Genomic DNA, 26,978 nt, shown 5'->3' with positions numbered 1-26,978 from the left:
AGGAATTCTCGATTGCTTCAACATCGGCCGCAGCACGTTTCTCTCCAGCATGTTCAGGCCGCGCATCGATCGCATCCTGTTCGCGGCGACCAAGGCGGATCATCTGCATCATTCCAGCCACGACCGCTTCGAGATCGTGCAGCGCCTCGGGCCCCGAATTGAATGCGGCGAGCGCATCCGCCAGCACGATCTGGCGATCGAGCCGGGCAAAATGATCGCGAAAAAACGGTCGCACCACGACGTCCTTGTAGGCCTCAAAGCGACGCACCATCATGGCCCACAGTGATCCCTCGCCTGCCTGTCCGCCGACGGGGACGTCGAGCGGCGCGAAGGTCAGCGCCGGCGTGTCGGCGAGATTGCCGGGCATCAGGAAGCGGCCGGGCGGCAAGAGACTCATGGCAAAGCGCTCGTCGCGGCAGGCGCGCAAATACTGAGTGAAGAGCTTTGCGGCTGTCAGCGTCGCCTGCTCGTCCTCGCGCGCTTCGGGCTTGAGTGTCGCTAGATGCGCGTGCCAGTCAGCGGCGAGATGCGCGCGCGGCGCCTCGCGCGACAACGCCAGGCTCTCGGCCGACCATTGCTCGTAGCTCTTCTGCAGCAGCGGCAGGTCGAGCAGCCATTCGCCGGGATAGTCGACGATGTCGAGCGTGAGCGTGCGGTCGGCGCCGTTCTGGCGCTGGTAGTCGATGACGAGACGCAGCTCGCTGATGTCGACCGTCGAGCTCGGCCAGCGCCGCTCCTCGACCAGCGCGCGCAGGTGACTTTCATAGGAGAAGCGCGGAACGGCATCATCGGGCTGCGGTGCCAGATGCGCCCGCGCGATCCGGCCCGAGGCATAGGCCTCGAACACCGGAAACCGGCCGCCGCGTGTCAGCCCGTGGATCAGCGCTGTGATGAATACGGTCTTACCGGCCCGCGACAGGCCGGTGACGCCGAGCCGCACCGTCGGGTTGAAGAAATGCTCGCCATAGTCGATCAGCGCGCGGGCCGACAGGCGCGCCTCTTCGACCATATCCTGGAAACTGAATGCCATATGAACGTTGGTAGTCTCGGGGCGGGCGGAACAGTGAAGCCGTTCACAAAAGTGGCAATTGCGTCAGGAAAATCAAGCTTCATACTTCCACCGCCTTTGTCGGCAAATCAGCCGATTGAACGACGCGCCGGCCCCGAAAGACCCATAGAACAGGGCATTACCTCAGCCTTCGCGGATTGCCATGACCGTCTTCCAATTGAAGCAACTTGCCTCCACCTCCGTCCACGCCGCAGCCGACGTGATCGGCTGGAATTACGATCGCGCCGAGCTGATCGCCGACGGCATCATCCACGCGATCGGTGTGCTCTCAGGTCTCGTCGCGGCGACCGTGCTGGTGGTGCTCGCCGTGATCTATGCCGATGCGACCGACATCGTCGGCGTCTCGATCTATGTCGCCGGGCTGCTGTCGATGCTGGTGCTGTCGGCAACCTACAATCTCTGGCCGGTCTCCCCAGCCAAATGGCTGCTGCGCCGCTTCGATCATTCCGCGATCTATCTGTTGATCGCGGCGACCTACACGCCGTTCATCCTGGAGGTGAAGGACAGCGTGTTCGCGCTGGTGCTGCTCGCCGGCGTCTGGTGCGTCGCCATCCTTGGTATCGTGCTGAAGCTTCTCTTTCCGGGCCGGTTTGATCGTGTCTCGGTCGGCATCTATCTCGTCATGGGCTGGAGCGGCGTGATGCTCTATGATCCCGTGGTGAGGGCGTTGCCGGCGCTGGTGCTGGGCTTCATCCTCGCCGGCGGCCTGCTCTACAGCTTCGGCGTGATCTTCCACGCCTGGCGGCGACTGCGTTTCCAGAATGCGATCTGGCACGGCTTTGTCTTGGCCGGCGCGGCATGCCATTATACCGCGGTGCTTGATCTCGTATTGAGCTGAGCGCATCCCGCGCCGCGGGATAAGACATCAAGAAAAGAGGAGACGTCGCATGCAGGTGACCGGCAAGGTCGTGGTCGTCACGGGCGGCGCAAATGGCATCGGCAAAGCGTTGTGCGAGGCCTTTCACAAGGCGGGTGCCGCCAAGGTCGTGGTCGCGGACATGGATGCCGCCAACGCGCGCGCCGTCGCCGCCACGGTCGACGGCGCCGCCTTCAAATGCGACGTCGCGCAGGAAAAGGACGTCGCCCATGTCATCGAGGAAACCGAGCGGCAATTCGGGCCCATTGATCTCTTTTGCTCCAATGCCGGCATCGGCGGTGGCTTCGATCCGATCTCGGTGAACGCCGGCGGCGCTTCCGACGAACCCTGGCAGCGCAGCTGGGCCATCCACGTCATGGCGCATGTCTACGCGGCGCGGCATCTCATTCCGCGGATGAAGACGCGCGGCGGCGGCTATTTCCTCAACACCATCTCGGCCGCGGGCCTGCTGTCGCAGGTCGGCAGCCCCGCATATTCCACCACCAAGCACGCCGCGGTCGGCTTTGCCGAGAACCTCGCGATCTCGCACAAGGCTGACAACATCAGGGTCTCGATCCTCTGCCCGCAGGGCGTCGACACCAACATGCTGCGCTCGATCCCCAAGGGTCCGCAATCCGGCGATGGCGATCTGACGCCGGAGCAGGTGGCGAAGGATGTGCTTGCCGGCCTCGCGCAGGAGAGCTTCCTGATCCTGCCGCATCCCCAGGTGCTCGGCTACATGCGCAAGAAGACGGAGAATTACGACCGCTGGATCGGCGGCATGGCCAAGATCCAGGCCAAGATGCGCGAGGAGTTCGGGAAGTGACCGTTAGGTCTGCTTGCTTGAGGCACGCGCGCGCCATACACTTGCTGTCGCCCCGGCGAAGGCCGGGACCCATAACCACAGGCTAAAGTTTGGCGAATATCGGTAGTTATTTGGTACTGATACCGGCGCTTTACCGATAGATCACGCGGTATGGGTCGCGGCCTTCGCCGGGACGACACTTGTAATTACGCCGCCGCCTCATCCTCCACGCGACTCTCGCGCAAAGCCCGCGCATAGAGCACCATTCCCTCGCGCACCTTGCGTTGCTCGGATTCCGACAGCACGGCTAGTGCGCCACGCACCTGCTGCCGGCCGAACGCATGCAGCGCCTCCAGCGTGCGCCGGCCCTTCGCCGTCAGCGACAACAGCTTGCTGCGCGCATCAGCCTCGTCCGCCGTCTCGCGCAGCTCGCCGCAATCGATCAGCTTGCGCACCAGGCGGCTGACGCTGGATTTTTCCAGCCGCAGGAAGTCGCCGAGCTCGCCCGAGGTCAGCGGGCCGCGGATGCCGATCTCCAGGATCGTATGCACCGCCGACGGCGGATAGTCGGACGCCGCGACCGTCGCATCCATGAAGCCGAGCTCGCGCACCATGAGCCGCGAGGCGGCCCGGATATCGTCGATCAGCGAAAGCTCGACCATCTTGACTCCCGGCATATAGTTGTATCATACAACTATATGAGCGCAACGACGCGCGCAAGCGTTTTGGAGTCAGCGATGAGCGGAACTTTGCCAACCGGGATACGGATGCGGGGCAAGGTCTGCCTCGTCACAGGCGGCGGCAGCGGTATCGGCCGCGCGACGGCGCTGCGGATGGCGGAAGAAGGCGCGGAGGCCGTCATCGTCGCGGGCCGGCGTCAGGCGGAGATCGAGGCGACGGCCCTCGCATGCCGCGAACTTGGCGCGGACGCTGTGCCGGTCAAGACCGACATCACGCGCGAGGACGACGTAACTTGCCTCGTTGGCACCGCGGTCGAGCGTTACGGCCGGCTCGATGTCGCCTTCAACAATGCCGGCTTTCAGGAGCGTCGCGCGCCGCTGGAACAGCAGGGCACCGACATCTATGACAGCGTGTTCGACACCAATGTCCGCGCGCTGTTCCTGTGCCTGCGCCACCAATTGCCTGTCATGCTGGCGCAGGGGCGCGGAAGCATCGTGGTCAATGCTTCGGTCAGCGGCGTGCGCAATCCCAATCCCGGCTTCTCGCTGTATTCGGCCTCGAAGGCGGCCGCGATCTCCCTGACGCGCTCGGCGGCGATGGAGAATGCCCCGCGCGGCATCCGCATCAACGCCATCGCGCCCGGCCGTGTCATCACCGACATGATGCTGCGCGCCGGCGTCGGCGATGTCGCAACCGTCGGCGCCGGCCTGCCGCTGCGGCGGATGGGCACGCCGGAAGAGGTGGCGGAAGCCGTGGTGTGGCTCTCATCGGACGCGTCGTCCTATGTGGTCGGCCACGTGCTGGCGGCGGACGGGGGATTTCTGGCGGCGTGATTGCGGTGCTGGTGCCACAAATTCAGGGTCGTCCCGGCGAAGGTCGGGACCCATAACCCCAGGGAGTAGTTTAGCGAAGGCTGCTTGTTCGGGGATTAGCACCGCGCACAATCGATAGATCACGCGGTATAGGTCCCGGCCTTCGCCGGGACGCTCAATGCTTCTGCCCGTACAGCACCGGTACGGCCGAATCCACGACGACTTCGACAAGGCTCGTGCCTTCATGCGCCATGCCGCGCTCCAGCGCCTCGCCAAGCTCGGCGGCCCTGCTCACCCGCACCGCATCGCAGCCCATGCCTTCGGCGAGCCGGACGAAATCGATCCCTGGCAGCTCCAGGCCCGGCACGTTGCGCACCTGCATGACCTGGCTGAACGAGCGCATCGCGCCGTAGCCGGAATTGTTGATGACGACGACGGTCAGCGGCAGCTTGCGCTGCGCGGCGGTCCACAGCGCCTGAATCGAATACATCGCCGAGCCGTCGCCGATCAGGCAGACGGTGCGGCTGTTCGGCTTGCCCAGCGCCATGCCGACTGCGGCGGGCAGGGAGTAGCCGAGGCCGCCGCTCGACATGGTGTAGAAGGAATCCTGGCCAGGCATCGGCAGGAACTTCTGCATCGCCGGCCGGTGCGAGGGCACTTCCTCGACCAGCGAGACACCTTCCGGCATCGCCTGCGACAGCGAATGCAGCAGAAATTCGACCGGCAGCGGATCGCCGGCCTGCGGCGCGGGCGGCAGCGTGCGGCCCCTTGGCGCGGCGCGCTTGCTCTCGGGCAGCAGGTCGAGCAGCAGGCTCAGCGCCGGCTTCATCGTCGCGATGATGCTGGTGCCAACCGGCGTCACCGCGGCGGCATCCGTATCATCGGTGATCTGGAAGATCGTCGCGCCGCCGTCGAAGATCGCGGCGTGGCCCTCGACATGGAAGGTGAACACCGGCGCGCCGATCACGACGACGAGGTCGTACTCGCGCAGCGCATCGGAGAGCTGCGCCGGCGAGGCGTGCAGGAAGCCCGCGAATTGCGGATGCCGCTCGGGGAACGAGCAGCGCGCCGAGAACGGGCTGACCCAGACGCTCGCCTTGGCCTTCTCGGCGACCTCAACCATCAGATCGACGGCGCCGGCGCGATCGACGCCGGGGCCGACGACGAGGGCAGGGTGCTTGGCCGCGCCGAGCGCGGCGACCAGCGCCTTCATCGCATCAAGTTCGGGCCCGATCTCGCGGCTGACCTTGCGTGCCTCGACGGGCGCTGTGGCATGGGTCCAGTCGTCGATCGGGATCGAGACGAAGGTCGGTCCGCAGGGCGGCTGCATCGCGGTGTAATAGGCGCGCGCGATCGCAGCCGGCACGTCCTCCGGCCGCGCCGGCTCGACGCTGTATTTCACATAGGGCCGCGGGAATTCGGAGGCGCGCTCGGCATAGAGGAAGGCCTGCAACGGCAGGATCGACCGCGCCTGCTGGCCGGCGGTGATCACCAGCGGCGTCTGGTTGCGATGCGCAGTGTAGATATTGCCGAGCGCATTGCCGACGCCGGCGGCCGAATGCAGATTGACGAAGCCGGCATTGCGGGTCGCCTGCGCATAGCCGTCGGCCATGCCGACGGCGGAGGCCTCCTGCAGCGCCAGCACGTAGTCGATGTCATCGGGCCAGTCGGAGAGGAACGGCAGCTCGGTCGAACCAGGATTGCCAAATACTTTGTCGATGCCGAAGGCGCGCAGCAGGTCGAGCGTCGCCTGCTTGACGGTGACGGACTTGCTGCCGGTCTTGCCGTTTTTTGTCATCGTTTCCGTCCCTGTTGTTTATCGAAGCGAGTAGCCCCGCCCCGTCATTGCGAGCGCAGCGCAATCCAGATTGTCTCCGCAGCGACAGCCTGGATTGCTTCGTCGCAAGGGCTCCTCGCAATGACGAGGAGAGACCATCACCACACCGCCGTCCCCTTCATCGTCGGCTGCCCCTCCGCATTCGCGGTCCAGAGCTCCATCCCTGCCTCGATCTCATTGGCGTTGACGGAAAACTCCGTTCCTTCGAACAGCGGCTGCAGCCCGCGATAGGTGAACTTCTTCGGCGCCTTGCCGCGAAGTTTCGCCGCCATCTCGATGATCAGCGCCGCCTGCAAAGGACCGTGGAAGATCAGCCCCGGATAGCCCTCGACCTTGGTGACGTAGTCGCGGTCGTAATGGATGCGGTGGCCGTTGAAGGTCAGCGCGGAATAGCGAAACAGCAGCACGGGATCGGAGACATGGGTCTCGCGGTGCTGCGCCTGCGGCGGCGGAGGCGGTGCCTTTGCTGCCGGCGCGCTGCTGGTCATCTCGCGATAGACGATGTCCTGGCGTTCGCGGATGGCGATGCCGCGCGGCGAGGAGATGCTGTGCTCGACCGAGACGAAGCAGAGCGTGCCGGTCGAGCCCGATTTCACCTGCACGTCGGCGATGCGCGAGGTGCGGGTGGATTCATCGCCGACGCGCAGCGGCTGCAGGAATTCGATCTCGCCGCCGGCCCACATCCGGCGCGGCAGCGGCACCGGCGGCAGGAAGCCGCCGCGGGTCGGGTGGCCGTCAGGCCCCAGCATCGACATCGGAAACACCGGCTGAGCCAGGCACCAATGCACCGTGAACGGCGCCGCGTCGCCCGTCTTGGGCGCCCCGACGTCCTGAAACAGCGTCGCGCGCAGGCCCTTGACGAGCTGCGCGGTGACGATGTCGGTTGCCTCCTCGCTGCGGCCGATCCATTGCCGCAAATGGTCGATGTCGAGCTTTTCGGTCATGACGCCTCGCTCTGTCATGTCTTGGCTTGGGGCTTTTCGCCGATCGCCGGCACGGCGCCATATTTTCGCGTCTCGCCGACGATGATCGGCGCCGGCGCGGGATAGCTGACACGGCCGTTCGGCGTGTCCACTTCGATGCGGCGCAGGTGCGGATGGTTGGTGAGGTCGGCCATGGTGTTGACCTCCGCGAAGGCGATGTCGGCGTCCGACAGCCGCTTCAGGAGCTCGTCACGCGTCATCCTGCCGAAGATATCGGCGACCGTCGTGTCGGTGAAATCGCGATTGCGCACGCGCTCGACCATGTTGGCGACGCGGGGATCGGCCGGCAGATCAGGTCGGTCCAGCACCTCCGCGCAAAGCGTCTTCCACTCCCGCTCGCTCTGGATCGAGATCAGAATGTCCTTGCCGTCCTTCGAGGTGAAGACGCCGTAGGGCGCGATCGAGGGATGACGCAGTCCCATGCGTTTCGGCGGATTGCCGGCCTCGGCGTTCAGCAGCGGCACGGTGCACCAGTCCGCCATCACGTCGAACATGGAGATGCGGATGTCGGCGCCCTTGCCGGTGCGCCCGCGCGCGATCAGCGCTTCCAGGATCGCGGCATGTGCGGTGGCCCCGGTCGCGACATCGACGATCGACATGCCGACGCGCGAGGCGCCATCAGGATTGCCGGTGATCGAAGCGAGCCCACTCTCGGCCTGGATCAAGAGGTCATAGGCCTTGCGATGCGCATAGGGGCCCTCGTCGCCATAGCCGGTAATCGTGCAGGAGATCAGCTTCGGATAGTCCTTCAGCAGCCGCTCGCGCGAAAAACCGAGCTTGTCCATCGAGCCCGGCTTGAGGTTCTGCACCAGCACGTCGGCGCTCGCGATCAGCTTTTCCAGCTCTGTGCGACCCTCCTTGGTGGCGAGATCGACGACGACCGATTGCTTGCCGCGGTTGAGCCACACAAAGTAGCTGCTCTGGCCCTTGGCCGCCGCGTCATAGCCGCGGGCGAAATCGCCCTCGGGCCGCTCGATCTTGATCACCTCGGCGCCGGCATCCGCCAGCCGCGAGGAGCAGAACGGCGCCGCCACCGCCTGCTCGACCGCAATTACCCTGATCCCGTCCAATGCTCCCATGGTGCGACCTCAGTACGAGCGGGGCATGCCGAGCACGTGCTCGGCGACAAAGGAGAGCACGAGGTTGGTCGAGATCGGCGCGACCTGATAGAGCCGCGTCTCGCGGAATTTGCGCTCGACGTCGTATTCCTCGGCAAAGCCGAAGCCGCCATGGGTCTGGATGCAGGCATTCGCCGCTTCCCAGGACGCATCCGCCGCCAGCATCTTCGCCATGTTGGCCTCCGCGCCGCAGTCGAGCCCGGCCTCGTATTTGCGGGTGGCTTCCTTTACCATCAATTCGGCCGCGCGCATCGAGGCATAGGCCTTGGCGATCGGGAACTGAATACCCTGATTTTGGCCGATCGGCCGGCCGAACACGCTGCGCTCTTTGGCGTAATTGGTTGCCTTGGCGATGAACCATTTTGCATCGCCGACGCATTCGGCGGCGATCAGAATGCGTTCGGCATTCATGCCTGACAGGATGTAGCGAAAGCCCTTGCCTTCCTCGCCGATCAGATTCTCCGCCGGCACCTTCATGTCGGTAAAGAACACTTCTGTCGTGGCGTGGTTCATCATGGTGCGGATCGGACGGATCTCAAGGCCGTTGTTCCTGGCCTCGCGCATGTCGACGATGAACACGGAGAGCCCATCGGTGCGCTTCTTGGCCTGCTCCTTCGGCGTGGTGCGCGCCAACAGCACCATCAGATCGGAATGTTCGGCGCGGCTGGTCCAGATCTTCTGGCCGTTGACGATGTAGCTGTCGTTGCCGTCCTTGCGCGCAAAGGTCTTCAGCGAGGAGGTGTCGGTGCCGCTGGTCGGCTCGGTGACGCCGAACGCCTGAAGCCGCAACTCGCCGCTGGCGATCTTCGGCAGGTACTTTGCCTTCTGCTCGGCATTGCCGTGCCTGAGCACAGTGCCCATCGTGTACATCTGGGCGTGGCAGCCGCCGCCGTTGCAGCCCGCGCGCTGGATCTCTTCGAGGATCGCCGCCGCCGCGGACAGTTTTAGCCCCGCGCCGCCATACTCTTCCGGGATCAGCACCGAGAGGTAACCGGCCGTCGTCAGCGCATCGACGAAGGCCTTGGGGTAGGCCATCTCGCGGTCGAGCTTGCGCCAGTACTCGCCGGGAAACTGCGCGCAAAGCTTGGCGACGGCTTCGCGGATGTCGGCGTGATCTTCGGTGTGGTGGTGTTCACTCATGGCGTTTCCCGTTGTCGCGGCAGTCAAGGTGACGCCGGCCAATCCCCTGGCGTTGTGAAAACATCGCCAGCCCCCTATGCTCATTTGCTATAGCGTATGGAGTAGCCTTCCAGGATTGGCAAGCATGGATTTCCGGCAGCTCAGGACCTTCAGTTGCGTGGCCGAGCTCGGCAGCCTGTCCAAAGCCTCCGACACGTTGCGCGTGGCGCAGCCGGCGCTCTCGCGGCAGATCAAGCTGCTCGAGCACGAGCTGCGCACCGACCTGTTCACCCGCAATGGCCGTGGCATGGTGCTGACCGAGGCCGGCCGGCTGCTGCTGGCGCGCACCTCCGGCATCGTGCGGCAGATCGACCAGATCCGCGACGACATCCAGTCGGCCAAGGGGCCGCCGTCCGGCCAGGTCGTGCTCGGCCTGGTTCCGACGGTGAGCTGCGTCTTGTCGGCGCGCTTTGCGCGGCGCTGCGTCGAAAAATTTCCCGGTATCTCGCTGCGCATCGTCGAGAGCTATAGCGGCCATCTCGTCGAATGGCTGCACCGCGGCGAGATGGATCTCGCCATTCTCTACGGCCGTTCGGCCGATCTGCATCTCAACGTCGAAAGCCTCGGCCGCGACAACATCGTCGCGGTCGGCCCGCGCGGCTGCGGCCTTGCGCGCAAGAAGAGCGTCGACGTCGGCTGGCTGCTGCGGCAACGGCTGGTGCTGCCCAGTCATTCGCACGGCCTTCGCGCGCTGATCGAGCACGCGGCCGCCCAGCGCAAGATCAAGCTCAACGTCCAATTGGAGGCAGATTCGTTCCGGGGGCTGACGAGCCTCGTCGAGGAGGGCCTCGGCTTTGCGCTGCTGCCACCCTCGTCGGTCCGCGGCGAGGTCGCCGAGGGACGGCTGGAAACCACGGCCGTATCGAAGCCGATGACGCGCGAGCTCATTTTCGCCTCTCCAATCGACCGCCCGGCCTCGACGGCCTCGCTGGCCATCACCGCACTCCTGCGCGAGGAGGTCGCCGCCTGCCGCATGGACGGCGTGTGGGACATCAAGCTCTCCTGAGCGCAGCCCCCTGCTGATGCAAATTTCCTAGGGCAACGGGGGCCGCCGCTCTCATCCCATTTCGCGCGAGCTGATATGCCGGATTTCTATATCGCCTGGCACGATGCTGCCGGTTCCGTCATCCTGAGGTGCGAGCCGCGCGGCGCAATGCGCCGTGCGGGGAGCCTCGAAGGATGAACGGCCTCCGCCGCAGCCCGGCCGTCGCCCTTCGAGGCTCGTCCTGCTGCGCAGGACGAGCACCTCAGGATGACGGGGATGGGGTTGTGCGCCCTTTGCAGGACTGACGGCTTTTTATCTGCTACCCCGGAATCCTCACCGGCAGCGACTCATAGCCCTTGATGAAGCTCGAATAGATCCGCTTGGGCTCGCCGACCACCTCGATGCGGTCGAACCGTTTCAGCATCTCCTCCCAGACGATCCGGAGCTGCAGTTCGGCGAGCCGCATGCCGACGCAGCGGTGGATGCCGAAGCCGAAGGAGAGGTGGGTGCGCGGGCGCGGGCGGTCGATGATGAACTCGTTCGGTTTCTCGAACATCTCGTCGTCGCGGTTGCCGGAGACGTACCACATCACGACGCGGTCGCCCTTCTTGATCTGCTTGCCGCCGATCTCGGTGTCGACAAGCGCAGTGCGGCGCATATGCGCTAGCGGGGTCTGCCAGCGGATCACCTCCGGCACCATCGAGTCGATCAGGCCAGGGTTGGCGCGAAGCTTGTCGTATTGCTCGGGATTCTCGTTCAGCGCCAGCACCGAACCGGTCATGGTGTTGCGCGTGGTGTCGTTGCCGCCGACGATGAGCAGGATGATGTTGCCCATGAGATTGTCGGGGTCCATGTAGCGCGTCGCCGGGTTGTGCGCCATCAGTGACAGCAGATCGTTGCGCGGCTCGGAATTGACGCGCTCGTTCCACAGCTTCGACATGTAGGCGTAGCATTCGTCCATCTCGCGGCGGCGCTCCTCGGCCGAGGCGACGATGCCGCTCTTGGGCAGCGCGGTGGAGACGTCGGACCAGCGCGTCAGCTTGCGCCGCTCCTCCCAGGGGAAGTCGAACAGGGTCGCCAGCATCTGCGTCGTCAGCTCGATCGAGACGCGCTCGACGAAATTGAAGGTCTCGTTGCGCGGCAGATTGTCGAGCACGGTCTGCGAGCGCTGCCGGATCAGTTTTGCGAGTTCATCCAGATGCGTCGGGGTGAACATCGGCGACACGGTCTTGCGCTGCGAGGAGTGCTTCGGCTGGTCCATCGCGATGAAGCTCGGCCAGTCGTAGCCCTCAGGCACGTCGCGGATCGAGATGCCGCCGAGCGTCGAGTCCGAGGAGAAGATGCCATGATTGGTGTCGACATGCATGATGTCGTTGTATTTCACCACCGACCAGTAGGGATCGATCGGTGCGTTGGTGCAGTAATGCACCGGCTCTTCCTTGCGCAGTCGCTCGAACCACGGCCACAGCGTGTCGTCCTGGAACAGCCTGGGCGCGCCCGGATGAAAGTTCTTCAGCGGCGTCGCATAGGCCTCCTCGCGCGCACGACGCATGCGTTCGGCCTTGTCCACTTTCATCGGCGCTTGGATGTTCATGGTCGAGGCTCCAGTTGGTTCTCACTCACGCCGCAATTTTCACCGGCAAGGTTTCAAGTCCCTTTACGAAACTCGAATACACCCGCTTCGGCTCGCCGACCACGTCAATATGGTTGAAACGCTTCAGGATCTCCTCCCAAATAATCTTGAGCTGGAGTTCGGCAAGCCGCAAGCCGACGCAGCGATGGATGCCGAAGCCGAAGGAGAGATGCGTGCGCGGACGGGCGCGATCGATGATGAAGTCGTAGGGCTTCTCGATCGCCTCTTCGTCGCGGTTGCCCGAGACGTACCACATCAAGACCTTGTCACCCTTCTTGATCTGCTTGCCGCGGAACTCGAAGTCTGACAGAGCGGTGCGGCGCATATGCGCGAGCGGCGTCTGCCAGCGGATCACCTCCGGCACGAAGCTGTCGAGCAGCGCGGGGTTCTCGCGCAGCTTGCGATACTGATCCGGATGCTGGCTCAGCGCGAGCAGCGATCCCGACATCGTGTTGCGCGTGGTGTCGTTGCCGCCGACGATCAAAAGGACGAGATTGCCGAGAAAGTTTCGCGCATCCATGTCGCGGGTGGCGGCGCCATGTGCCATCATCGAGAGCAGGTCGCTTCTGGGCGGCTGCGCGATGCGCTCCTTCCAGAGCCGCGCGAAATAATGCGCGCATTCCGTCAGCTCGGCCTGTCGCTCGTCCTCGGTGGCGACGAGCCCATCGGGGCCGGGAATGGTGGTGGCGATATCCGACCAGCGCGTCAGCTTGCGCCGATCCTCCCAGGGAAAGTCGAACAGCACCGCCAGCATCTGCGTGGTGAGCTCGATCGAGACCTGGTCGACCCAGTCGAACACTTCGCCGCGGGGCAAATTGTCCAGACATTCGGCCGAGCGCTTGCGGATGTTGATGGCGAGATTGTCCAGATGCGTCGGCGTGAACATCGGCGCGACGGTCTTGCGCTGCGCGGCATGGCGCGGCGGGTCCATCGAGATGAAGCTTTCGCGGCGCAGATCGGGATCGATGTCGCGGATGGTGATGCCGCCGAGCGCGGAAGCGGAGGAGAACACCTGATGGTTGGTCTCGATCTCCATGATGTCGTTGTAGCGCGTCACCGACCAATACGGTCCGAACATCGAATCCTTGCAATAGTGCACGGGGTCTTCGCGCCGCAGCCGGTCGAAATACGGCCAGAACGTATCGGTCCTGAACAATTCGGGATCGCCGGGATCATATTGCTCCAGCGGCAGTGACGATGCGCGCTCGCGCAATGCGTCGAGTTTCGCCGTGTTCTCGATGGTCCCGTGCATGGCCGCTCTCCCTGGCATCGACCGCGCGATTTTTCTGAATTCTGTGCCGCGGTATTTGAACTACAATTACAACGCGTTACGTGCTTCGGAGCAAGCGACAGTTTTGCCGCAAGGCAGGTCCCATCCGGGTTGCGGCAGATCGGCTAGCGTGACCTGCGACACGCCGGCCGTCATGAAATCCTGTCAGAAATCGCTCGAAATCGAGCTAAATCGAACCCGCCCATCTTGGGGATCGACTAATCTCTGATCTATAGTTTGAACGGATCACATCCGCACCCCGAGGTTGCCGCCGTGAACGACATGCAATGGACCCCGATTGGGTCCGAACCCTTACCCCCGCCGCTGCCGCCGACGCGGGTCGATTTCACCGGCGATCGCACCGAGTTCCGCAAGATGGTCACCAAGGGTGCCATGCTGGAGCTGGTCACCTTCGGCTTTTACCGCTTCTGGCTCGTCACCGACATCCGCCGCCAGCTGTGGTCGAACACGTCCGTCGATGGCGACGCCGCCGAATATACCGGCCGTGGCAAGGAGCTCTTGATCGGCTTCCTGTTCGCGCTCGCGATCCTGGTGCCGATCTATCTGGCCTATTTCCTCGTCGGCATCGAGTTCGAGCGTTGGCAGGGCTTTGCCTCGACGCCGCTGTTCATCGCGTTCTACGCCTTCGGCCAGTTCGCAATCTTTCGCGCCCGTCGTTACCGGCTGACGCGCACGGTCTGGCGTGGGGTGCGCTTCTGGATGGACGGCTCCGGCTGGGCCTATTCGTTGCGCGCGATGCTGTGGGGCCTGCTGGTGTTCCTGACGCTCGGCCTGGCGCTGCCATGGCGCGAAGCGTCGCTGGAGCGCTACAAGATGCAGCACACCCATTTCGGCGACCTGCAAGGCGACTTCGAAGGTAATGGCTGGGAGTTCTTCAAGCGCGGCTGGTGGCTGTGGCTGCTCAGCCCGATCGCGGTGGTGATCTTCCCGCTCGCGCCGTTCTTCTATGCCGAGTTCAAGGCGCGCGAATGGCGCTGGTGGCTGAACGGCATCCGCATCGGCGGCGTCAGCCTGTCCTCGGATCTGCCGCACAATGCCTTTTACGGCCTCTACTGGAAGATGGTCGGCTGGTGGCTGCTGCTCTCGACCCTGTTCGGCTTCTATGTCGGTGGCGCCACCATGCTCGTCGTCACGTTGAGCGGCGTTCCGGCCGAGCAGCTGTTCGGGCCGGGCCACGCCGCCAAGAGCATTCCGATGCTGGGGCTGATGGTGATCGGCTATTTCGCGCTGGCCCTCGCCATGAACGTCATCATGCGCGTCTATCTGCAGCGCGATCTCTGGGCCAAGGTGCTGGAAACCGTGGCGGTGCATGATATCGGAGCCGCGGCCGATGTCCGCGGCAGCGGTGAACTCGCCAGCGCGCTCGGCGAAGGCTTTGCCGATGGTCTCGATGTCGCAGGATTTTGAGCCGTGAGCGACGTGACCGCCGGGCCCGGCGCCGAACCGAAGCCTGGACAGAAGGCGATCTTCTTCGACGGCCTGTCGAGCCGCCGGCGCCAGGTCGTGCTGACGCTCGGTGACTCTCTCGAGATCGCCGAGCCGAGCGACGAGCAGGCCGACGGGACCGTCACGCGCTGGGCCTATGACGAGATCCGTCGCGTCGATGGTCCGGCCGGAATCTTGCGACTGACCTCGACCGCCGCAGCCCCGCTGGCGCGGCTCGAGATTCGCGACGCGGCTCTCAGTGCCGATCTCGTCGCGCGCTCTGCCCGCATCGACGAGCACCAGACCACCGGCCGCGGTGTTGCGAAAATCGTGGGCTGGTCGGTTGCGGCCGCCGTCTCCATCGTCTGCGTCGTGCTGTTCGGCGTGCCGCTGGCCGCGGACCGGCTGGCGCCGCTGGTGCCGAAGCCGATCGAGCGGCGCATCGGCGATGCCTCCGAAGTGCAGGTGAAAACGATCTTCCGCGGGCAGGCTTGCAACGACGCGGCCGGACAGGCGGCGTTCCGCAAGCTCGTCAACCGCCTGCGCGACGCCGCCGGCCTCGACGACGATGCCATGACGGCAGGCGTGCTGCGCACGTCCGTGCCGAATGCGTTCGCGCTGCCGGGCGGCAAGGTCTATGTGCTGAGCGCCCTGCTCGACAAGGCCGAAAGTCCCGACGAGCTCGCCGGCATCCTCGCCCACGAGCTCGGCCATCTCAAGCATCACGACAACATGCGTGGCCTGATCTACAATGGCGGAACCTCGTTTCTGATCGGCCTGTTGTTCGGTGACGTCACCGGCTCCTCCGCCGTGATCTTCGCCTCGCGCAGCGTGGTCGAGGCCTCCTATTCGCGCGAGGCCGAGACGGCCGCCGATACGTTCGCGATCGAGATCATGCACAAGCTCGGCCGTTCGCCGAAGCCCGCGGCCGAGCTGATGTTCCGCATCACCGGCAAGGAGGGCGGCTCGGGCCTTGCGACGATCCTGGCGAGCCATCCGCTCACCGAGGACCGCCTCGCCCGCATGACCAGGGAAGACCGCCCCGCCAGCGGCCCGCCGCTGCTGACGGATACAGAGTGGCAGGCGCTGAAGGGCATCTGCGGCAGCGGGAAGATCTAGTTCGTGCCTACCGCGTCCCGTAGGCGCGATCACCGGCGTCGCCGAGGCCCGGCAGGATGAAGCCGTTGTCGTCGAGACCTTCATCCACCGCCGCGGTCCAGATCTGTACGTCCGGATGCAAGCCCCGCAGCCGCTCGAGCCCCTCGGGTGCCGCAATCAGGCAGGCGAGGCGAATGTCCTTGGCGCCGCGCTCCTTCAGCCGGTCGATGGCGGCCACGGCCGTGTTCGCGGTGGCGACGACAGGGGTCACCACGATGGCGAGGCGCTCGCTGAGATCGGATGGCGACTTGAAGAAATACTCGACCGCGGCAAAGCTCTCGGGCTCGCGGTAGAGCCCGATATGGGCGACGCGCGCGGTCGGCACCAGGTCCATCATGCCGTCGACGAAGGTGGTGCCGGCGCGCAGCATCGGCACGAACACCAGCTTCTTGCCGGCGATCTTGGCCGAGTGCATCGTCGCCAGCGGCGTCTCGATCACGGTATCGGTGAGCGGTAAATCGCGCGTCACCTCGTAGCAGAGCAGCATGCCGATCTCCTTGATCAGCTCGCGGAACGATTTTGTCGAGATCGATTTGTCCCGCACCAAGGTGAGCTTGTGCTGCACCAGCGGATGATCGACGATCGTGACGCCTTCCATGATCGGATGCTCTTGCTTCTTCCCTTCTCCCCCTCTGGGAGAAGGTGGCGCGAAGCGCCGGATGAGGGGTCTGTTTCGGCAAACTCCAGTGAGGGATGTGCCTGTGGAGACAACCCCTCACCCGGCTTCGCTTTCGCGAAGCCACCCTCTCCCACAGGGGGAGAGGGTTTAGAAAACGGTGCCGTCGCTGATCACCTTGAGCGGCGGTGATCCGTCGGGACGGCGCGCAAACGCAATGGCGCGGCCGGCGGCCCAGGTGCCGCCTTCGAGGATGCTGGCCAGCGGCAGCGACTGCGGCGTGCGGCCGAGCTTGGCGCGAACCCGATCGGCAACACGATCCAGCAGCGCGACGGTCAGCGCGCGCCACTCGACGACGAGCAGCGAATCCACCGCATGCCCGCGCTCGGCGTCGGCCGCATCGCGCAGGCGCAGCACCTCGTGATCGACGAACAGGCCGCCATTGCGGTATTCGGCAAGCCCGGTGAGGCCGTCGATGTCGGTGACCTCGAACCCGGCGCGTTGCAGCGGCTCGATCAGCGAATAGCTCAGCCATTGCGACAGCTTGTGCAAGGGCACGAGACCGGCGGTCGCATCGTCAGCCTTGATGGCCGGATGACGCCAGCAATCGCCGAGCGGAACGCCCGCAAGCTCCAGCCGGGACGGCCAGATCGGTCCGAGCTGGTTCAGCACCGCGGACAGGATCGCGGCGGCGGGGACGGCACCATCAGTTGCTTGTGCCGCGATGTGATCGAACAGGCCGCCCGGTCGCGGCGTGTCCTGCAGGCCGAAGATGTCGGCGCGCGCAGCCACCAGCCGGCCCAGACGTTGCAGCAGATCGGTACGTCCCTCGAGGCCCAGCAGCGGATTGGCATCGCTGGCCTGAAAGGCTGACGTCAGCGCGGAGAGCGGCAGCTTTGCCAGCACATCCGCATCAACCCTGAACGGCGCGCGCGCATCGCGCGAAAACAGCCCGCCGGCAAACATATCGAGGCTCGCGAGCGCCAGCCCCTCGGAGCGGCCGATCCCTTGTCCCATGATTGCGTCGCGATATCGCCACGTTGCGCCCGCGCCGGCGTCGAGCAGCACGCTGACGATGGCAAGATCGAACTCCGCGCGCGCCCGTGCCGCGCGATTCAGCCACGGCGCCGCATCGGCCAGCTGCGCCCAGCGGTCGGCGCCGCCGAACACAAAATGCCGCCACCGCGCGTGGAAGGGAATGTCGAGCGTCGGATAGGCCTTTCGCGTCACGGCGAGCACGGCATCGGCGACCCCATCCATGCGGTCGAGATCGATGGTGAAATGCGTGAGCCCGCCCCTGAGGCCGATCTCGAGCATTTGTTCGGCACGCGAGCGAACCGCCGTTGCGGTGAGCAGCGCGCGCGCCTTCTGTTCCAAGACGTCCGCCATTACCGGATCAATATTTTTCCAGCGAACGTCCGACCACGCCATCCACGTCCTTCTCCGGCGCGATGTCGGTCGAGTAATAGCCGGCGGCCTTCTTGGCGGCGATCTCGACATAGGCGTCGGCCGGGATCAGCTCCGGCGGGATCGGCACGCGCTCGACGATGTCGATGCCTTGCGAGGTCAGCGCGTCGTATTTCATGTCGCTCATCGACAGGAAGCGGTCGATGCGCTTGAGGCCGAGCCAGTGGATCGTATCCGGCATCAATTGCTGGAAGCGCGCGTCCTGGACGCCCGCGACGCATTCGGTGCGCTCGAAATAGGCGGCGGCCGCGTCGCCATCCTCCTGGCGCTTGCGCGCATTGTAGACCAGGAACTTGGTGACCTCGCCGAGCGCGCGGCCTTCCTTGCGGTTGTAGACGACGAGCCCGAGCCCGCCTTCCTGCGCGCCGCGCGCGGATTCCTCGATGCCGTGGATCAGATAGGGCCGGCAGGTGCAGATGTCGGAGCCGAACACGTCCGAGCCGTTGCACTCGTCATGCACGCGGCAGGTGATCTTGGTGCGATGATCCGGCAGCTTTGTCACATCGCCGAACATGTAGACGGTGGTGCCGCCGATCGGCGGCAGGAACACTTTCAGGTCCGGACGCGTCACCAACTCGGGGAACATGCCGGCGGTCTGCTCGAACAGCGTGCGGCGCAGCTCGGTTTCGTTGGTCTTGAAGCGTTCGGCAAGGCCGGGCAGGTACCAGACCGGATCGATCGCGATCTTCACCACCGAGACGCTGCCATTGGCGTGCATGACCTCGCCGTCGGCGCGCAGTCGTTTTGCGGCGAGCGCCTCGCGAATCTCCGGCAGGTCGAGCCGTGCCCGCGTCACCGCGATGCTGGGCCTGATATCGACGCCCTCGGCGATGTCCTTGCCAAAGTTCTCGGCGACCAGGTGCCCCCAGGGATCGAGCGCGACGATCTTTTGGGGATCGCGCCACTGCTCGAACGGCCCGATGGTCGCGGCAGGGAACGTGTTGGTGAGATCGGGCCTGCGAATCGGATCGAGCGCGCCGGCGGACACGGCGAGCGCGCGGTACATCGCGTAGGAGCCGCCGTGGCTGCCGATCACGTTGCGGTCCCCGGCGCGCGACACCGTGCCGATGATCGGCCCGCGGGCGCGCGCATCGGGCGCACCCCAGTAAATTGGATAGGCGGCTTTCTTGCCCGGCTCCGGGTGAGAGGTGAGGCGGATATGCTCAGTACGGTTCGCGCGGCTCATGGCCAAACTCCCAAAAAGCCAACGGCCCGCCGCTCGGACGGGCCTGGCTCATCAGCGTTGCCGGGCCAAGGACCCGGCGATGCAATCCAACATATTGTAGCGGCCAGCCACGACAGACAAGTTAATCGTGCAATGCGGGCAGGGCCGTTGATCTTGCTTTTATATGGGGATCGGCCGGCCTGACGGGTATGGTATGGCCCCTCAGCCTATCGGGCCACCAATGCGTCGATTGGTTTAATTATTTGATATAATTGATATTTTTATTGGCCTTGCGCGATCGATCTTGCGACCCTGCGCCGCGCGCAGGCCAGTCGCGAAATGACCTCGCTCATGTTCAGGGACGTCACTTCTGATATCTCCCGGTAGGACAGCTCGCCGAGCTCGCGCAGCACCAGGATCTCGCGCAGACGCCGCGGCAGGGTCTCGATGGCGCAGCGCACAGCGCTCGCATCGACGTCAGCGCCCACTGTAATTTTGTCGGTGCGGTCGTCCGTTCGGAGGACGGAACCGGCGATCGTATCGGGTACCCGCTTGTGTGCGAATACATCACTTTGCCGATCGCGTCGCCCCCGGGTGGTCAGCCATGTCCGATAGCAATTCCGTACGCCCTTCAGCAGCGCCGTCCGGTGTCTCGGTCCGGTTTCGCCATCGCTGCGAAGAAAGGCTGCCTGGACGATGTGCTCGGCGGCCTCCGCATCGCAACTCAAGAAGCGCGCGAAATTGTAAGCCGAGTCGAGCGTCAGCATGCCGTCCCGATTTGCATTCACGCCGTCCTGCATCGTCAGCCTCGCGCGATCCCTTATTGGTGTGCGCCGCTCTCCTGATCGAAACGGCTGCCGGTCTCAATGGACCGCGCGTGGTCTTTGGCTGGACTCGCAATCCCCCGGGAAGATGAGTGAAATCATCGGCTTCCCGCTACACCTCCCCGACGCTTCGAGACCTCCATGCTGCACGAACCGGAATTGATCGAGAGTCCCGCCGCAGCGAGGCGTACCCGGTTCGGCGCGTTCGAGGCCGATTCGCGCAGTGGCGAGCTCGTCAAGAACGGCAGGCGGGTGCGCTTGCAGGAGCAGCCGTTTCAATTGCTCGCGGCCCTCTTGGAACGCCCGGGCGAGGTGGTGACGCGCGAGGAGCTGCGCACGCTGCTCTGGCCCCAGACGGTGGTCGACTACGATCACGGGCTCAACAAGGCCGTGAGCAAGATCAGGGAGGCGCTGGGGGATTCCGCGGAGAGCCCGCGCTTCGTCGAAACGGTGGCGCGCCGTGGCTATCGCTTTCTCGCCGACGTCACCGTCGTTGACGGCAGCGTGCCGAGCGAGCCCGTTTCCACTCCATCGCCGCCGCAAGCCGCACCGTCGGCACGCCCCGTCACGCGGCAACGGCCAGGTCTGGTCGCCTCGCTCGGTCTGGCCCTGCTGCTTGCCGTGGCGCTGTCGGCCTGGCTCTATCCCTGGCATCAGGGCAAGCAGGCGATCCATTCGCTTGCAGTGCTGCCACTGGTCGACACCTCGGAGGACCCGTCGCAGGATTTCTTCGCCGACGGCATGACCGGCGAGCTGATCACCGAGCTCGGCAAGGTCGATTCGCTCCGGGTGATCTCGCGCACCTCGGCGATGACGTATAAAGGCGCACACAAGCCGCTCGCGACCATCGCCCGCGAGCTCAATGTCGACGCCGTGATCGAGGGCAGCGTGATGCGCGCGAAAGGGCGGGTGCGGATATCAGCCCAGCTGATCCGCGCCGGCGACGACACCCGCGTCTGGGCCGACACTTATGAAGGCGACGTTCGTGACGCGCTGACGCTTCAGGTCGACATCGCGCGCGCCGTGGCCGGGCAGGTCCGCGCCACGCTCAATCGCGGCGAGCGCACGGCCTTGGCAAGGGCGCGCAGCCTCGATCCGCTGGCTTACGAGGATTATCTGAAGGGCCGCTTCTTCCTGAACAAGCGCACCGGCGACGGCCTGAAGGCCGCCATCAAATATTTCCGCGAGGCCATCGCGATCGACCCCAGCTATGCCGAAGCTCATTCCGGCCTTGCCGATGCCTATGCGCTTGCCGGCGATTGGGAGTATGGCGTGCTCTCGACCGAGGCGGCCTTCGCCAAGGCGACCGCGGCGGCTGGCAAGGCGCTCGAGCTCGACGGCACGCTCGGCGAAGCCCACACCTCGCTCGCCTTCGCGCTCGATCTCTACGGCTGGGACTGGGCCGTCGCCGCGTCCGAATACGAGGCCGCCATCCGCCTCAACCCCAGCTACGCCACGGCGCATCATTGGTACGCCTGGCATCTGATGCTGACGGGCAAGACGGCGGAGGCGCTGAGGGAGTTCGCCCAGGCGCAAAGCCTCGATCCGCTGTCCCTGATCATCGGCGCCGACATCGCCGATGCGCTCTGCATCGTCAAGGATTTCGACGCGGCGGCCGCGCAGAGCCGCAAGACGCTCGAGCTTGATCCGCAATTTGCCCTCGGCCATTACGAGCTCGGCCAGGCTTTGGTGCTGACAGGCCGCTTCGACGACGCCATTGCCGAATTCCGCAAGGCGATCGCGATCTCCGGCCACAGCAGCGTGTTCGATTCCAACCTCGCCTACGCCTACGCCGTGTCCGGCCGCAAGGACGAAGCGTTAATGATCGCGACCGACATGGCTGCGCACAGCGAGACCTATCCGTCGGCGCAGGCCAACATCGCGCTGATCTATGTCGGTCTCGGCGACCGCGAGGCAGCCTTCGCCTGGCTCGACGAGGCCTATGCCGCCAGGTTCAACCCCTCGATCCTGCTGCGTCCGGGCTTCGACCCGCTGCGCAGCGATGCGCGGTTCACGGAGCTCATGCGCCGCATCGGCCTCTAGATAAAACCGGCACGATCAGACATATCGTACGGCTTCGGTCCTGTCCCGGAGTGCGCCATATGCCTTCAACCAACATGTCCACCGCCAGCTACATCGATCCCCGCAATGGAAAGCTCTATTCCCTCCACGAGCCGCGCTGGTGCTCGGACGAGCGCACGCCGCTGCTGGTGACGCCGGGGTCGGGGATCTCGCGCGACGACATCGATGGCCTTACGCGCTCGCTGTGGCGCTACCGGGCGGCGCTGCCGGTCGAGATCAAGGATCCGATCTCGCTCGGCACCGGTTGCACGCCGCTGGTGCAGCAGGCCTGGGGCGAGCTGCGGCCGTTTTTCAAGCTCGAATGGTTCAATCCGACCGGCAGCTTCAAGGACCGCGGCTCTGCGGTGATGCTGTCGTTCCTGCGGCAGATCGGCGTCGACGCGATCCTGGAGGATTCCTCCGGCAATGGCGGCTCGTCCATGGCGGGCCTTGGCGCCGCCGGCGGCCTGCGCGTGAAGATTTTGGCGCCGGCCTCGACCTCACCCGCAAAAATCGCGCAGGTGCGCGCCTATGGCGCCGAGGTGCAGCTGGTCGAGGGGCCGCGCGAGGAATCGGAGGCCGAGGCGATCAGGCAGTCGAGCCAGACCTTTTACGCCAGCCACAATTGGCAGCCGTTCTTTCTCGAGGGGACCAAATCGTTCGCCTATGAGATCTGGGAAGACCTCGGCTTTAAAGCGCCCGACAATGTCATCGTGCCGGTCGGCGCCGGCAGCAGCCTCTTGGGTTGCGCTTTCGGCTTCCGCGAGCTCAAGAAGGCGGGGCAGATCGCAAGGCTGCCGCGCCTGTTCGCGGCGCAGCCGCTCAACTGCTCGCCTGTTGATGCCAGCTTCAAGGCCGGCGTCGACACGCCTGTCGCGCGCGAGGTGAGCAAGACCATCGCCGAGGGCACCGCGATCAAGCATCCGCTGCGACTGCGCGAGATCATCGGCGCGATCAGCGAAAGCGGCGGCGGCACGGTTGCGCTCACCGAGGACGAGATCATCGCCGCGCTTCGTCGTCTGGCGCGGCAGGGCCTGTTCACCGAGCCCACCAGCGCCAGCGCAGCGGCCGCGTTGGAGAAGCTGTCCGCCGCGGGAGCCATCAAGGCGAGCGAGACCACGGTCGCGGTGCTGACCGGGACGGGCCTGAAGGCCGCGACGACGGTGGCTGATTTGGTGGGGTAGGGCGGCATGCGTTATCCCGTCATCCTGAGGTGCCGGAGCCTTGCGGCGCAATTGCGCCGCGGGGCGGAGGCCTCGAAGGACGACGGGCCCGGCTGCATCTCGGCCGTTCATCCTTCGAGGCTCCCGGCGCGATGCGTTTGCATCGCGCCATTCGCACCTCAGGATGACGGATCACCTCACTCCGTCAACTCGTTCACCCGCTTCACCCAGCTGCGCACATCCGCGAGCACCTCGGGCAGCACCGCTCGCACCTCCAGCACGGTCATGCCGGGCCGGATGCGGGGATCGTAGAGCACATTGAGGATGTACTGGTCGTAGACGTCGAAATAGCCCATCGACACATTGTCGTTGAACATCGTCCAGGGCACGCTCGCGGTGTCGTTGATGGGGCCGAGCGATTGCAGCAGCTCCTCATAGGCGCAGTCGAGGAAGGTGAAGTCGCTGGTGTCGACGGTGAGGATGACGTCGGAATGCTCGATCTCGAACTGATCGTTCTTGCGGAAGCCGGAGAGGCATTGCGGATCGAGCGAGGTGCGGATCTCGCGCGCCTTCTCCGCGCCGTAGAAGCTCGCAATGGTGCGGTAGAGGTCGCGGTCGCGCACCAGCTTGACGCGCACATTCGCCGCCTCGGCGGTCGCAGTCATGGCGATGTCGAGATGCTGCACGCGCGCGGCGATGTCGGCCACCACGTTGGCGAGCTGCGCCTTGCGGTCGGCGCGGTCGCTCTCGGCGAACACGCGCACCGGTCCATCGAACTTGCGGATGCGATCGACGCGGCCGGCGAGGTGGTATTCGGCGCCGAAGGCGGTCTTCAAGAAGCCATCGACGATCTCGGCGTCGGTAAAGCTCTTCTTCTCGGCGCGCTGGCGCGAGGCGATCGCGGGCAGCTCGCTGGCTACGGCGGTGGTAGCGATGTCAGACACACAGGCAAGCGCCGCAAACGCCAGCAGGGCGAAGCGAAGGGCAGCCGAGGGCGGGTTGAAAGCGCGCATCGCACCCAACGCTGCCGTATTCGGCGCCCGTACACAAGCCCGCAAATTCACGCGGCCAGCGGGTTCCGGCCGCTTCAAGCACGGTGCCGTAGGGTGGGCAAAGCAGAGCGTGCCCACCATCGGTCAGCCATTGATAGAGATCGTGGGCACGGCGCAAGTGCGCCTTTGCCCACCCTACGGGCGCTCGCGCCCGGCTAGTTGTTCAGCACCACCACGGTGGTGCCGACGCCGACGCGGCCGTAGAGATCGGTGACGTCGTCATTGGTCATCCGGAAGCAGCCGGAGGAGACCGCCTGGCCGATCGTCTCCGGCTCGTTGGAGCCGTGGATGCGGTAGAGCGTCGAGCCCAGATACATCGCGCGCGCGCCGAGCGGGTTCTCGATGCCGCCTTTCATGTGGCGCGGCAGGTCCGGCCGCCGGGCGATCATCTGCGAGGGCGGCGTCCAGTCCGGCCATTCCTTCTTGGCGGTGATCTTGTGCACCCCGCCCCAGCGGAAGCCGTCGCGGCCGACGCCGATGCCGTAGCGCAGCGCCTGGCCGTTCTGGAGCACCAGATAGAGCCGGCGCTCGGCGGTGTTCACCACGATCGTGCCCGGGGCATAATTGCCGTTGTACATGACGGTGGTGCGGGGGATCGGGCTCGCGCCGCCGCGGAAGAAGTTCGGGCCGCCGCCCATGATGTCGCGGGAGTCGAACTCCTCGGCGAAGGCGCCGCCGGCGGTGGCGGTCAAGAGGGCGATGGCGGCAATCGGCGCGGCAAAAAACCGGATCATGGGATCCCCCAGCAAAAATCTGTTCAACAAAAGGCCAGAGGCCATATTCGCGGGCTTTTCGCAAGCCACGGCCCCGTGAGACGCGTCATCCTTAACGGATGGCGTTACCAAATCGGCAACGGTGCCAATTCGTCGGAAAACATTATCCAAGCCGGCGCATCGTCCTGCGGGGCAGGGCGGCAATGCCGCCTATTGCTTTGACGGGACGCGCGAACAATGATTGATCGCAGGGATCAACGGAAATCGCCGGTTGCGGGAGCAGACAGAATGAACGGTGCGGAAAGCCTGGTGCGGACGATGGTCAAGGGCGGGGTGGACGTCTGCTTCACCAATCCCGGCACCTCCGAGATGCATTTTGTCGCAGCGCTCGACCGGGTGCCGGGCATGCGCTGCGTGCTCGGCCTGTTCGAAGGCGTGGTGACGGGCGCGGCCGATGGCTATTTCCGCATGAAGGGCACGCCGGCCTCGACCCTGCTGCATCTCGGCCCGGGCCTCGCCAACGGCCTTGCCAATCTGCACAACGCCAAGAAGGCCAATTCCGGCATCGTCAACATCGTCGGCCAGCACGCCGTGTACCATATCGGCTACAACGCGCCGCTGACCTCCGACATCGAGGGCCTCGCCCGGCCGATGTCGTCCTGGGTCCGCACCTCCCCGGATTCCAAATCGGTCGCGGCCGACGGCGCCGCGGCGATCGCCGCCGCCAAAAGCGCCCCGCCGCAGATCGCGACCCTGATCCTGCCTGCCGACACCGCCTGGAACGAGGCCGACGGCATCGCCGAGGTGCCGGCCGAGCAGCAGCGCGCCAGCTATTCGCCGCAGGCAGTCGAGCAGGCCGCAAAAATCCTGCATGGCGACGGCGAGGGCACGTTGCTCTTGATGACCGGCAGCGCGCTGAGCGAGCAGGGCCTGGCGCTGGCCGAGCGCATCGCCGGCAAGACCGGCTGCACGGTGATGGGCCCGACCTTCCGCCCGAAGATGGCGCGCGGCCGCGGCCGCTTCTCGATCGACCGCATCCATTATGTGATCGAGAACGCGCTGCCGATGCTGGCAAAATTCCGTCACATCGTGCTGGTCGAGTCCGACGATCCCGTGGCGTTCTTCGCCTATCCGAACAAGCCGAGCATGCTCAAGCCCGAGGGCTGCGAGGTGCATCGCATGACCTCCTGGGGCGAGAATTCGGTCGCTGCGCTGGAAGCGCTGGCCGGAGCCGTCAAGGCCGGTGCGAAGGACGTCAAACCTCAGGCTTTGGCCGAGCTGGTCAAGCCGACCGGCGCGCTCACCTTCGCCTCGATCGCGCAGGCGATTGCCTGCGCGATCCCCGAGAACGCGATCATGGTCGACGAATCCCTCACCACGGGCCGCGGCTTCTTTCCGCCGACGGCCGCTGCCGCGCCGCACGACTGGCTGCAGAACATGGGCGGCTCGATCGGCTTCTCGACGCCGCTGTCGATCGGCGCTGCGATCGCCTGCCCGGACCGCAAGGTCATCACCATGGTCGGCGACGGCAGCGCGATGTACACGATCCAGTCGCTGTGGACCCAGGCGCGCGAGAACCTCAACATCGTCACCATCGTGTTCGCCAACCGCATCTACCAGATCCTGCGCGGCGAGTTCGACAATGTCGGTGCCGGAGAGCCCGGCCAGCGCGCCAACGACATGCTCCGCCTCGACCGTCCGACACTCGATTTCGTCGCGCTCGCCAAGGGCATGGGCGTGCCCGGCCGCGCCGTCACCAATGCCGACGAGTTCAACAAGGCGTTGACCGAAGCCGTCGCCGAGCCGGGCCCGCGGCTGATCGAGGTGCAGATGTAGGTTTGGTCGACCAAGCTCTCCACGTCGTCCCGGCGAACGCCGGGACCCATAACCCCAGGGAGAAGTTTGGCGACGACCAGGGGTCCGGTATGCGCACCGCGCGCACTCGATGGACCTCGCGGTATGGGTCCCGGCCTCCGCCGGGACGACATTGATGGTGTGGCGCGGGAGGCACGATGCAGACCGAGCTGAACAAGGTGATCGCGGCTGTCGGGGACTTCTACGCCCACGAGGGATTCCTGTTCGAGA

The 26,978-nt window shown here is 65.3% G+C and carries 22 protein-coding genes and 1 pseudogene; 9 read left to right on the top strand and 14 right to left on the bottom strand.

Features of this window, described 5'->3' with window-relative positions; genetic code table 11:
* Window positions 1-85: 85 nt before the first annotated feature.
* Window positions 86-1,030: pseudogene (locus G8O24_RS39320) on the bottom strand (YcjX family GTP-binding protein); the annotation flags it as partial.
* A 181-nt stretch (window positions 1,031-1,211) separates the two neighbouring features.
* Between G8O24_RS39320 and trhA the strand changes: the two are divergent.
* Together trhA and G8O24_RS39310 are read left to right on the top strand one after the other, a co-directional pair.
* Window positions 1,212-1,907, top strand: coding sequence for a PAQR family membrane homeostasis protein TrhA (gene trhA, locus G8O24_RS39315; RefSeq protein WP_188107882.1), 696 nt, complete (start codon window positions 1,212-1,214; stop codon window positions 1,905-1,907).
* 49 nt (window positions 1,908-1,956) lie between these two features.
* Window positions 1,957-2,751, top strand: coding sequence for an SDR family oxidoreductase (locus G8O24_RS39310; RefSeq protein ID WP_188107881.1), 795 nt, complete (start codon window positions 1,957-1,959; stop codon window positions 2,749-2,751).
* A gap of 185 nt (window positions 2,752-2,936) precedes the next feature.
* Here the strand turns inward: G8O24_RS39310 and G8O24_RS39305 are convergent, their stop codons facing one another.
* Complete coding sequence (locus G8O24_RS39305; protein WP_188107880.1) at window positions 2,937-3,392, bottom strand: MarR family winged helix-turn-helix transcriptional regulator; 456 nt, start codon at window positions 3,390-3,392, stop codon at window positions 2,937-2,939.
* Window positions 3,393-3,467: 75 nt separating this feature from the next.
* On the opposite strand from G8O24_RS39305, the gene G8O24_RS39300 reads away from it, so the two are divergent.
* A complete protein-coding gene (locus G8O24_RS39300) occupies window positions 3,468-4,244 on the top strand; it encodes an SDR family NAD(P)-dependent oxidoreductase (protein ID WP_188107879.1) in 777 nt (258 codons plus the stop codon).
* A 154-nt stretch (window positions 4,245-4,398) separates the two neighbouring features.
* Here G8O24_RS39300 and mdlC read toward each other — a convergent pair whose 3' ends face one another.
* The 4 genes from mdlC to G8O24_RS39280 all read right to left on the bottom strand — a co-directional run bounded on the left by mdlC (window position 4,399) and on the right by G8O24_RS39280 (window position 9,301).
* Window positions 4,399-6,021, bottom strand: coding sequence for a benzoylformate decarboxylase (gene mdlC / locus G8O24_RS39295; protein ID WP_188107878.1), 1,623 nt, complete (start codon window positions 6,019-6,021; stop codon window positions 4,399-4,401).
* 137 nt (window positions 6,022-6,158) lie between these two features.
* On the bottom strand, window positions 6,159-7,004 hold the full coding sequence (locus G8O24_RS39290) for an HTD2 family dehydratase (protein ID WP_188107877.1): 846 nt from the start codon (window positions 7,002-7,004) through the stop codon (window positions 6,159-6,161).
* A gap of 14 nt (window positions 7,005-7,018) precedes the next feature.
* On the bottom strand, window positions 7,019-8,122 hold the full coding sequence (locus G8O24_RS39285) for a CaiB/BaiF CoA transferase family protein (RefSeq protein WP_188107876.1): 1,104 nt from the start codon (window positions 8,120-8,122) through the stop codon (window positions 7,019-7,021).
* Window positions 8,123-8,131: 9 nt separating this feature from the next.
* Window positions 8,132-9,301 (bottom strand): acyl-CoA dehydrogenase family protein, encoded by a 1,170-nt coding sequence (locus G8O24_RS39280; protein WP_188107875.1) that lies wholly within the window; start codon window positions 9,299-9,301, stop codon window positions 8,132-8,134.
* 124 nt (window positions 9,302-9,425) lie between these two features.
* Here G8O24_RS39280 and G8O24_RS39275 point away from each other — a divergent pair, with 124 nt between their 5' ends.
* Complete coding sequence (locus G8O24_RS39275; protein ID WP_188107874.1) at window positions 9,426-10,346, top strand: LysR substrate-binding domain-containing protein; 921 nt, start codon at window positions 9,426-9,428, stop codon at window positions 10,344-10,346.
* Between the two features lie 298 nt (window positions 10,347-10,644).
* Here G8O24_RS39275 and G8O24_RS39270 read toward each other — a convergent pair whose 3' ends face one another.
* Both G8O24_RS39270 and G8O24_RS39265 read right to left on the bottom strand, forming a co-directional pair.
* A complete protein-coding gene (locus G8O24_RS39270; RefSeq protein WP_188107873.1) occupies window positions 10,645-11,919 on the bottom strand; it encodes a cytochrome P450 in 1,275 nt (424 codons plus the stop codon).
* Between the two features lie 25 nt (window positions 11,920-11,944).
* Window positions 11,945-13,210 carry a cytochrome P450 gene (locus G8O24_RS39265; RefSeq protein ID WP_188107872.1) on the bottom strand — a complete coding sequence of 422 codons (1,266 nt, stop codon included), beginning with the start codon at window positions 13,208-13,210 and terminating at the stop codon, window positions 11,945-11,947.
* 300 nt (window positions 13,211-13,510) lie between these two features.
* On the opposite strand from G8O24_RS39265, the gene G8O24_RS39260 reads away from it, so the two are divergent.
* Window positions 13,511-14,656 carry a YjgN family protein gene (locus G8O24_RS39260; protein WP_188107885.1) on the top strand — a complete coding sequence of 382 codons (1,146 nt, stop codon included), beginning with the start codon at window positions 13,511-13,513 and terminating at the stop codon, window positions 14,654-14,656.
* A 3-nt stretch (window positions 14,657-14,659) separates the two neighbouring features.
* On the top strand, window positions 14,660-15,793 hold the full coding sequence (locus G8O24_RS39255) for a M48 family metallopeptidase (protein WP_376708105.1): 1,134 nt from the start codon (window positions 14,660-14,662) through the stop codon (window positions 15,791-15,793).
* A 7-nt stretch (window positions 15,794-15,800) separates the two neighbouring features.
* On the opposite strand, the gene upp is transcribed toward G8O24_RS39255, so the two are convergent.
* From upp to G8O24_RS39235, 4 genes are all read right to left on the bottom strand, one after another.
* Window positions 15,801-16,430 (bottom strand): uracil phosphoribosyltransferase, encoded by a 630-nt coding sequence (gene upp, locus G8O24_RS39250; protein WP_188107871.1) that lies wholly within the window; start codon window positions 16,428-16,430, stop codon window positions 15,801-15,803.
* Window positions 16,431-16,598: 168 nt separating this feature from the next.
* Window positions 16,599-17,837: a URC4/urg3 family protein gene (locus G8O24_RS39245; protein ID WP_188107870.1), complete on the bottom strand. Its 1,239-nt coding sequence runs from the start codon at window positions 17,835-17,837 to the stop codon at window positions 16,599-16,601.
* A gap of 7 nt (window positions 17,838-17,844) precedes the next feature.
* Entirely contained in the window at window positions 17,845-19,101 is a 1,257-nt protein-coding gene (locus G8O24_RS39240; RefSeq protein ID WP_188107869.1) for a GTP cyclohydrolase II, read from the bottom strand.
* A gap of 260 nt (window positions 19,102-19,361) precedes the next feature.
* Window positions 19,362-19,880, bottom strand: a complete 519-nt coding sequence (locus G8O24_RS39235) for a sigma factor-like helix-turn-helix DNA-binding protein (RefSeq protein WP_188107868.1) — start codon at window positions 19,878-19,880, stop codon at window positions 19,362-19,364.
* A 165-nt stretch (window positions 19,881-20,045) separates the two neighbouring features.
* Here G8O24_RS39235 and G8O24_RS39230 point away from each other — a divergent pair, with 165 nt between their 5' ends.
* Together G8O24_RS39230 and G8O24_RS39225 are read left to right on the top strand one after the other, a co-directional pair.
* Complete coding sequence (locus G8O24_RS39230) at window positions 20,046-21,947, top strand: tetratricopeptide repeat protein (protein ID WP_188107867.1); 1,902 nt, start codon at window positions 20,046-20,048, stop codon at window positions 21,945-21,947.
* Window positions 21,948-22,021: 74 nt separating this feature from the next.
* The gene (locus G8O24_RS39225; RefSeq protein WP_188107883.1) at window positions 22,022-23,149 is read left to right on the top strand and encodes a threonine synthase; all 1,128 of its coding nucleotides are present in this window, start codon (window positions 22,022-22,024) and stop codon (window positions 23,147-23,149) included.
* A 176-nt stretch (window positions 23,150-23,325) separates the two neighbouring features.
* Here the strand turns inward: G8O24_RS39225 and G8O24_RS39220 are convergent, their stop codons facing one another.
* On the bottom strand, window positions 23,326-24,141 hold the full coding sequence (locus tag G8O24_RS39220) for a DUF2927 domain-containing protein (RefSeq protein ID WP_188107866.1): 816 nt from the start codon (window positions 24,139-24,141) through the stop codon (window positions 23,326-23,328).
* A gap of 194 nt (window positions 24,142-24,335) precedes the next feature.
* Entirely contained in the window at window positions 24,336-24,914 is a 579-nt protein-coding gene (locus G8O24_RS39215) for a L,D-transpeptidase (RefSeq protein WP_188107865.1), read from the bottom strand.
* 267 nt (window positions 24,915-25,181) lie between these two features.
* On the opposite strand from G8O24_RS39215, the gene G8O24_RS39210 reads away from it, so the two are divergent.
* Window positions 25,182-26,729, top strand: a complete 1,548-nt coding sequence (locus G8O24_RS39210) for an acetolactate synthase large subunit (protein WP_188107864.1) — start codon at window positions 25,182-25,184, stop codon at window positions 26,727-26,729.
* Window positions 26,730-26,978 lie beyond the last annotated feature (249 nt).

Origin of the sequence: Bradyrhizobium campsiandrae, from assembly GCF_014529705.1 — a bacterium.
GTDB lineage: Bacteria > Pseudomonadota > Alphaproteobacteria > Rhizobiales > Xanthobacteraceae > Bradyrhizobium > Bradyrhizobium campsiandrae.
Note: the sequence above shows the minus strand (reverse complement) of the source record. Positions and strands in the feature narration are given on the sequence as shown.

Bases quoted from the DNA above. Each gene is read 5' to 3' on its own strand.
- G8O24_RS39275 (WP_188107874.1), top strand. From the start codon at position 9,426: ATGGATTTCCGGCAGCTCAGGACCTTCAGTTGCGTGGCCGAGCTCGGC.
- G8O24_RS39310 (WP_188107881.1), top strand. From the start codon at position 1,957: ATGCAGGTGACCGGCAAGGTCGTGGTCGTCACGGGCGGCGCAAATGGC.
- upp (WP_188107871.1), bottom strand. From the start codon at position 16,430: ATGGAAGGCGTCACGATCGTCGATCATCCGCTGGTGCAGCACAAGCTC.
- trhA (WP_188107882.1), top strand. From the start codon at position 1,212: ATGACCGTCTTCCAATTGAAGCAACTTGCCTCCACCTCCGTCCACGCC.
- G8O24_RS39290 (WP_188107877.1), bottom strand. From the start codon at position 7,004: ATGACCGAAAAGCTCGACATCGACCATTTGCGGCAATGGATCGGCCGC.
- G8O24_RS39235 (WP_188107868.1), bottom strand. From the start codon at position 19,880: ATGCAGGACGGCGTGAATGCAAATCGGGACGGCATGCTGACGCTCGAC.
- G8O24_RS39285 (WP_188107876.1), bottom strand. From the start codon at position 8,122: ATGGGAGCATTGGACGGGATCAGGGTAATTGCGGTCGAGCAGGCGGTG.
- G8O24_RS39230 (WP_188107867.1), top strand. From the start codon at position 20,046: ATGCTGCACGAACCGGAATTGATCGAGAGTCCCGCCGCAGCGAGGCGT.
- mdlC (WP_188107878.1), bottom strand. From the start codon at position 6,021: ATGACAAAAAACGGCAAGACCGGCAGCAAGTCCGTCACCGTCAAGCAG.
- G8O24_RS39270 (WP_188107873.1), bottom strand. From the start codon at position 11,919: ATGAACATCCAAGCGCCGATGAAAGTGGACAAGGCCGAACGCATGCGT.
- G8O24_RS39215 (WP_188107865.1), bottom strand. From the start codon at position 24,914: ATGATCCGGTTTTTTGCCGCGCCGATTGCCGCCATCGCCCTCTTGACC.
- G8O24_RS39265 (WP_188107872.1), bottom strand. From the start codon at position 13,210: ATGCACGGGACCATCGAGAACACGGCGAAACTCGACGCATTGCGCGAG.
- G8O24_RS39260 (WP_188107885.1), top strand. From the start codon at position 13,511: ATGCAATGGACCCCGATTGGGTCCGAACCCTTACCCCCGCCGCTGCCG.
- G8O24_RS39280 (WP_188107875.1), bottom strand. From the start codon at position 9,301: ATGAGTGAACACCACCACACCGAAGATCACGCCGACATCCGCGAAGCC.
- G8O24_RS39245 (WP_188107870.1), bottom strand. From the start codon at position 17,837: ATGGCGGACGTCTTGGAACAGAAGGCGCGCGCGCTGCTCACCGCAACG.
- G8O24_RS39210 (WP_188107864.1), top strand. From the start codon at position 25,182: ATGAACGGTGCGGAAAGCCTGGTGCGGACGATGGTCAAGGGCGGGGTG.
- G8O24_RS39305 (WP_188107880.1), bottom strand. From the start codon at position 3,392: ATGGTCGAGCTTTCGCTGATCGACGATATCCGGGCCGCCTCGCGGCTC.
- G8O24_RS39225 (WP_188107883.1), top strand. From the start codon at position 22,022: ATGTCCACCGCCAGCTACATCGATCCCCGCAATGGAAAGCTCTATTCC.
- G8O24_RS39220 (WP_188107866.1), bottom strand. From the start codon at position 24,141: ATGCGCGCTTTCAACCCGCCCTCGGCTGCCCTTCGCTTCGCCCTGCTG.
- G8O24_RS39240 (WP_188107869.1), bottom strand. From the start codon at position 19,101: ATGAGCCGCGCGAACCGTACTGAGCATATCCGCCTCACCTCTCACCCG.
- G8O24_RS39300 (WP_188107879.1), top strand. From the start codon at position 3,468: ATGAGCGGAACTTTGCCAACCGGGATACGGATGCGGGGCAAGGTCTGC.